Annotated in this window: 6 protein-coding genes; 2 read left to right on the top strand and 4 right to left on the bottom strand. The window is 32.2% G+C overall.

Going from position 1 to position 7000, the window contains the following annotated elements; genetic code table 11:
* Nucleotide 1: 1 nt before the first annotated feature.
* The 4 genes from BLV37_RS12110 to BLV37_RS12125 form a co-directional block, all read right to left on the bottom strand.
* Nucleotides 2-1576 (bottom strand): ATP-binding protein, encoded by a 1575-nt coding sequence (locus BLV37_RS12110; protein ID WP_091731886.1) that lies wholly within the window; start codon nt 1574-1576, stop codon nt 2-4.
* Between the two features lie 86 nt (nt 1577-1662).
* Entirely contained in the window at nt 1663-2019 is a 357-nt protein-coding gene (locus BLV37_RS12115; protein WP_091731888.1) for an FMN-binding protein, read from the bottom strand.
* Nucleotides 2020-2273: 254 nt separating this feature from the next.
* Nucleotides 2274-3245 carry a polyprenyl synthetase family protein gene (locus BLV37_RS12120; RefSeq protein ID WP_091731890.1) on the bottom strand — a complete coding sequence of 324 codons (972 nt, stop codon included), beginning with the start codon at nt 3243-3245 and terminating at the stop codon, nt 2274-2276.
* A gap of 112 nt (nt 3246-3357) precedes the next feature.
* Complete coding sequence (locus tag BLV37_RS12125; protein WP_091731893.1) at nt 3358-5226, bottom strand: FAD-dependent oxidoreductase; 1869 nt, start codon at nt 5224-5226, stop codon at nt 3358-3360.
* Nucleotides 5227-5571: 345 nt separating this feature from the next.
* Here BLV37_RS12125 and BLV37_RS12130 point away from each other — a divergent pair, with 345 nt between their 5' ends.
* Together BLV37_RS12130 and BLV37_RS12135 are read left to right on the top strand one after the other, a co-directional pair.
* Nucleotides 5572-6636: an FAD:protein FMN transferase gene (locus BLV37_RS12130; RefSeq protein ID WP_091731896.1), complete on the top strand. Its 1065-nt coding sequence runs from the start codon at nt 5572-5574 to the stop codon at nt 6634-6636.
* Between the two features lie 111 nt (nt 6637-6747).
* Nucleotides 6748-7000 (top strand): transposase (locus tag BLV37_RS12135; RefSeq protein ID WP_143031517.1); only part of this gene is annotated, 253 nt, incomplete at its 3' end.

The following is a 7000-nucleotide window of genomic DNA, read 5'->3' on the forward strand; positions in this document are numbered from 1 at the left end:
ATTAATCCCTCCTATTTGCTGGAATAAATACATTCCAGCTTGTCCCTTTATCAGAATTAAGCTCTATTATCCCATCTGCTTCATCTATGATTTTTTTAACTATGTTTAATCCATACCCTCTATTCCCTACTTTAGTAGTAAATCCTTTTTTAAAAATCTTATCTCTCATCTCTTTTTTTATTCCCAATCCATTGTCCTTAACTATTATTCTTAATCCATCTGTGTCCGAATTGATCTTAATATAAAGCTTCCCATTTTCTATTTTAACTAACTCATCTATAGCATTTTCTATTAAGTTCCCAACTATAGAACATACCTCGTCAACAGTAACTGTATCTGGAATAACTGTTAAGTTTGAACTAGGATCTATTATCATTTCTATTTTAGATTCAGATGCTTTATTATACTTTGAAAGCAATATCCCAGCTAAATGAGCATCCTTTATCTTATATGTTAATGTTCCTAATATCTCATGTCTTCTGTCAGATAAATCAGATATATAATCAATAGCCTTGTTATATTCTTCTAGTTGTATAAGTCCTGATATAGTATGAAGCTTATTCAGGAATTCATGATTTTGAGCTCTAAGGTCATTAGTAAGCTTTTTTATACCTGTAAGCTCTTCTGCCATGCGTTTAACCTCAGATAAATCTTGAAAGCTAGATACTACTCCTATTATTTCGTTTCTATGATCTTTCATTATAGTATGACTACAAAGAAGTACTTTCCTAAGGTTTATTTTAACCTCTTCATTATATATAGATTCACCATTTTCTAACACTTCACTTAACTGTTTTGTATATGCTAGGTTTAAATCGTATATATTCTTCCCTACATCTTCGTCTTTCAAGCCAAGAATATCTTTTGCATTCTTGTTTAATAATATAATTTTTCCTTTTTCATCAATTGCCATAATCCCATTTTTTAAGCTATGGATTATATTATCTCTTTGCCCAAGTAAAAGTGCGATTTCTTTCGGCTCTAAACCAAAAATAGTCTTTTTAATATTGTAAGAAAGAACTGCTGCGCAAATAACACCTACAATAAGTCCTACTAAAAGAGTCTTCCAAAAATTAAATATATAGGGTCCTATTTCTTCGTATACCGTGTTGTTTAAGAGTCCCACCAATACTGCTCCAACTTGTTCTCCTTCATGGTAAATTGGTGCAAAAGCTCTTATAGCTGATATTAGTACATTTCTGTCTGCCGAAACATAAGCCTCTCCTGTTTTTAATACCCTTTCTTCCCCGCCACTAATATATTTTTTCCCTAAATCATATTCTATAGGATATGAGTACTTTATACCCTCCATATCCATAACAATAATATATTGAAATCTAGTCTCATGTCTAAAGCTTTCAATCTTGTCTTGTATAACTCTATAATCCTTTGTTGTAGCCAAAGTCTCTTTTATAATATCCATAGAAGCTATAGTTACTGCCAAGTCCATAGCATTATTTTCCATTTGATTCTCTATGGTGTTTTCAACTTGCTTAAAGGTTAATACGCCAACACCACCTACTACTACAATAAGCATCAAGGTCATAAATATAGTAATCTTATACTGTAGTTTCATACTAATACCCCTTTTGTTATAATCCGTAATAAACAAAACTTCTTCCGGAGAAGTCTTGGCTATTATTCATGGACGAATGCAATGTATTATTTATTTGGTGCTATAAGTGCCTTATTAAGCCCATCATTAATAGCTTCAATAAGCCCAACACTTGTATAGGAAGCACCAGCAACAACATCAACGTTTGCATTATTAGTTTTTATTACTTTTTTAGGTATTTTATCGTAAACAATAACTGCCAGTTCTGGCATTTCATATTCTTCAATTACTAGGATATCTATTATACTGTATTCATCTGTAGTAACTATTACTCTAATAGGACCATGATGGCCTTCTCCAACGCCAACATATTCTCCTGGATTATATAGCTGTTTTTTAGGTCCACAGCCTAATAATCCTGTACATAATATTATTATAATTAAAATGAAAATAGTCTTTCTCATTTCTATCCTCTCCTTATGCCTAAGTAGAGATAATATACTAGATATAAATACATGATTTTGGTCTTAATGTAAATATTGTTTATCCCATTATACCATTTAGCAGGTCTTTTGTCACATGCTATGTCTTATTAGGCATTTTAAAAATATAATCCTTGGTTCAGCTCTTTGAGCAAATAAAAACCTATAGAATGTACTAAGTATTCCATCCTATAGGTTGATTTAAAACAGCTCATTAAAAAATTTTAATTTGGGATCTAATAATCTCTTTTTAATAGATTTATAACCGTACTTCTGATTATATCCTTTGATTCACAATTTGGAAGCTTTTCAATCCTTGCAATTGCTTTTTCAGTATATCTATCTGCTACCTCTTTAGCACGACTAGTTCCATTATATAAATTGACTAATTCTATTATTTCCTTTGTTTCTTCATCAGATAAATCTTTATTATCAATTAATTTTAATAACCTGCCATCCTTATCTTTTTCTAATGCTAATATTAAAGGCAAAGTATAATACCCTCTTTTTAAATCTCTTAATGCAGATTTACCTAGCTGTTCAGTATTACCATCATAATCAAGTATATCGTCTATTATTTGAAAAGCCATTCCTGCATTATATCCAATCTTTCCTAAGGATTTGGAAATCAGTTCATTGCACTTCGCTTCATTAGCTCCTGTATAAAAGCTTAATGCAAATAACGCAGCAGTCTTTCCTGATATTATTCTTATATAATTTCTTAAGCTTGCGTGCTTAGCATATCTTAGATTATATTGAGTTATTTCTCCCATGCAAATCTTAGTTAAAGCCTTAGATATATTCTTTAAATCCTCCATATTATAATCATAATTCGCTAGCATATTGATACATTGGCAAAAGAGAAAGTCTCCAATATATACTGCATATTCCTTCCCGTATTTATACTGTACAGTCTCACTACCTCTTCTAAGCCTAGCATCATCAATAATATCATCATGAATTAAAGTCGCCATATGAAGCATTTCGATTACAGCAGCAATGTTATATATTTTTTCAGGATCAGGCTCTCCAAATTTACTTGATAGAAGAAGAAATGCGGGTCTAAGCATCTTTCCGCCACCATCAACCATTGGCAGTATTGCCTCTTCTAAATACTTCTCTCTTGAACTAATATTCTTCTTTATAAGGTCTTTAACTTGATTTAATTCATGAAATAATACTGGATAGTCCTTCCAAAATCTATTCATTTTCTCACCTTTACCCGTCTAGTTTATAAATGATATTATGCATATATATTCTCCTTTATAATGAAATGTCCTTCTAAAGAAATCTTTAAAAGGACACCCATTTTAGAAGTTATTAATCAATATATAGATATGTCTTCTTTGCAAAACCTGTATTCTTCCACCATTTTTTAAGAACAGGCAGCACATAATAATCTAATCCAAGTGTGCTTCCAGAACCGCCTATTAAGGCAATACCTGCTACAAAGTACCATAGCATTTCCGTTGGTGCCATTCCAGAAGACCATATCATTAGTCCCATTGCTAATGTTATTAAAGAAGCTAAAGCTGTGAATAAACCTGCTAATAATAGTAATCCTACTATTATCTCACCTATTACCATTCCTGCTTGGAAGACTTCAGCTAATTTTGTATAGCCTCCATCAGGTGTATAGAAAAATGCATTCATTGACCATTCAACAATATTTTCAATAAATCCAGGAACCGGTAAAGCTTCTCCCCATTGTGACACTACTTCTGCAGCCTCTCCTGCTGCTTGTGAAGCTGCTGCTACTGCATCTGATGCACCACTTGTAGCAGCAAGTGGGGATGCTGGTATCAAGAATATCTTTGAAGGATCCTCTAAAATACTTGGTAATTTCTCTAATCCTTGTACTAGCCACTTATATCCTACAAACAATCTAAGTGGGAATAGCCAGAAATTTGGAGAGCGTTTAGCTAAATGTCCGCCTATAAAGCTTCTATTATCTTTTACATTGAAGAATTCATACATAATATAAGACCAGCATTTATTGAATCCAGCTACTTGGAAGAAGTACAGTATATTAATAAAATGTTTAGCAAGCATTGCAAAGAAGCTTGGCAATCCAAAGAATTTACCCGGTAAACCTACATGTGCAACACCATATTTGCCTCCTATACAAACCATAGCTCCATGGAATGAAGGCTTATATGATTTCTTTTCTCCACCTTTAATATCTGCGTAAATATTGTTTGCAACCAACGGAGCAGAATGTTCTGCATTCTCAACCATTTGAGGAACAGGTCTTTCTTCTCCCTCTGGTATATAAAATATATTATCTCCTACTACATAAACATTATCATAATCTACTGATTGAAGTTTATCATTTGTAACTATTCTTTTTCTACCTTTTTGTTCAATATCTAAATTATCTAGCAGGTCAGCACCTTCCACACCTGCTGCCCATACAATGGTTTGAGATTCTATTGTGCCTTTTTCTCCCATTATTACAGCATCTGGTTTAACTTCTGTAATCCCAGCATTTGTAATTATTTCAACCCCAAGCTTTCTTAGTCTTTTTTCCGCTTTATTAATTAGCTTATCTGGAAATATTGGAAGTATCTTAGGTAATGCATCTACTACATAAAGCTTTACCTCTTCCTTATCTACATAGAACTCTTTACATAGTCTATCCTTCCATTCTCCAAGCTCACCTATCATCTCTACTCCAGTAAATCCAGCACCAACTACTACAAATGAGAGCATCTTTCTTCTTTTCTCTGGGTCATTTTCTTTTACAGCTTCCCTAAACATATGAAGAATATGTTCTTTAAGCTCTACTGCATCTTCATAGGACCAAAGCTTCTTAGTATATTCCTCTGCACCAGGCACGCCAAAATAAGTTGGTTTACAGCCAGTACCTAATACTAAATAATCGTATTTGTAATTACTTTTTTCTGATTTAAGAGTATTATTTTTAAAGTCAATGTCTGTTATTTCGTCAAGTACAACGTTTACCTTTCTCTTAGCAAAAACCTTTGAAAACTCAATTCTAATAGAATCCTCTGGAACTCTATCAGCAGCAACCTCATGTAATTCTGTCAACATTGTATGATAAGGCTTTTTATCAATCAATGTAATCTCTACGCTGTCATCTTTTTTAAACAATTTACCAAGCTTTTTTGCTGCTATGATACCACCATAGCCTCCGCCTAGTACTATAATTCGTTTAGTATCAGCCATTGATTTACCTCCCTTTATTTATAGCATTCAAAGAGCAAGCCTTTGAATTAAATATTTATTTATGCATAACACATGGATGATGTTACCTTCTATTTCTAAAGTTTGATAATACACAAACTATCCTAGTTAAAATATTATCATATACTTGTCAAATGTCTATATTTGCTAAGTTTTTGGTCATTAGGGATACTTTTTGTTAATTTTGTTCATAGGATTATAATATTAATTTTACTTTAAAGGTGCTATTATTAGTGCTATAATGATTTTGTCACAATATTGTATATTTTAGGTTTTAATTATTTGTTTACGATTGCGAACATTTATAGATTAATTTGGAGGATAGCTATGAAAAAAAATAATAAAACAATAATATTTGTGTTACTTGTCACAATAGTTGCCCTTGGAGCTTTTATTTTTGTTAATAAAAATAAAGGCACGAATAATTCAAGTGCTAATTTAATAACTGAAAAATCTGGATTCATGCTGGGAACATTAGTTAAAATTAAACTCTTTGAACCACAGCCTGAAGAATTGTTTGAAGAAGCATTTAACATTATTGAAGATATTGAAAACAAAATGAGCATAAATATAAAAGAAAGTGAAGTTATGGAGATTAATAAAAATGCGGGTAAGGCTTATGTTAAGGTGTCTCCTGAAACTTATTTTGTTATTAAAAAAGGAAAATATTATTCAGAAATCTCAAATGGAAAATTTGATATAAGTATAGGACCTTTGGTTAAGCTTTGGGGCATAGGTCAGGAGGGTGCAACTGTACCACCACAAAAGGAAATAGATGAAGCTATAAGCATGATAGGCTACAAGGATATTTTACTTAACGAATCTGAACAGAGTGTTATGCTTGCAAATGAAGGTATGATAATTGATTTAGGTGCAATAGCAAAAGGATATACTGCTGATGTGCTTGCAGAATTTCTAAGGTCAAAGAATATTAACAGTGGAATAATAGACTTAGGTGGTAATGTATTAGCCTTAGGAGCAAAGGATGGAAAGTACCCTTGGAGCATTGGTGTTCAAAATCCCTTTGATCAAAGAAATAAGTCTATAGGAGTATTAAAGGTCATAGATAAAACCATAGTTGCATCTGGAGTATATGAAAGATATTTTTTTGAAAGCGGCAAAAGATACCATCATATTTTAGATCCATTCACAGGCTATCCTGTAGAAAATGAGTTGATGAGTGTTACCATAGTTGCAGATACGTCTATTGATGCTGATGGATTATCGACTACAGTATTTGCTTTAGGAATTGAGAATGGAATGAAGCTAATTGAAGGCCTAAATGGAATTGATGCAATTTTTGTAGACTTGGATAAAAATGTTTATGTGACAAGTGGTCTTAAAGATACTTTTACGATTGATAATGACGAATTTAAGGAAAAAAGCTTCTAAAACAAACACCACAGGAAATGATGTTACCCCCTAAATCCGGACTGATATGATACCTCCAAAGTAGACAGTCTAATTAATTAAAATTAGATTATCTACTTGGAGGTATTTTTTATGGGGAAGAAATCACAGTATAGTATAGAAACAAAAACTCAAGCATGCAAAGACTATGAGAAAGGTAAAGGTAGTTTTCAAAGCATAGCCGAGGAAATTGGAGTTAATTGGACAACATTAAGAGAATGGTACTTTAAATATAGAGAACATGGGGTCAATGCATTTGATACTACAAAGAGAAACAATTCTTACACTAAGGAGTTTAAACTAGAAGTTATAGAAGAATATATAACTAACAAAGGATCTTATATAG

Origin of the sequence: Proteiniborus ethanoligenes (genome assembly GCF_900107485.1) — a bacterium.
In the GTDB taxonomy this organism is placed as follows: domain Bacteria; phylum Bacillota; class Clostridia; order Tissierellales; family Proteiniboraceae; genus Proteiniborus; species Proteiniborus ethanoligenes.

Excerpts from the sequence above, each read along its gene's own strand:
- BLV37_RS12120 (WP_091731890.1), bottom strand. The coding sequence starts at position 3,245 with ATGAATAGATTTTGGAAGGACTATCCAGTATTATTTCATGAATTAAAT.
- BLV37_RS12125 (WP_091731893.1), bottom strand. The coding sequence starts at position 5,226 with ATGGCTGATACTAAACGAATTATAGTACTAGGCGGAGGCTATGGTGGT.
- BLV37_RS12115 (WP_091731888.1), bottom strand. The coding sequence starts at position 2,019 with ATGAGAAAGACTATTTTCATTTTAATTATAATAATATTATGTACAGGA.
- BLV37_RS12110 (WP_091731886.1), bottom strand. The coding sequence starts at position 1,576 with ATGAAACTACAGTATAAGATTACTATATTTATGACCTTGATGCTTATT.
- BLV37_RS12130 (WP_091731896.1), top strand. The coding sequence starts at position 5,572 with ATGAAAAAAAATAATAAAACAATAATATTTGTGTTACTTGTCACAATA.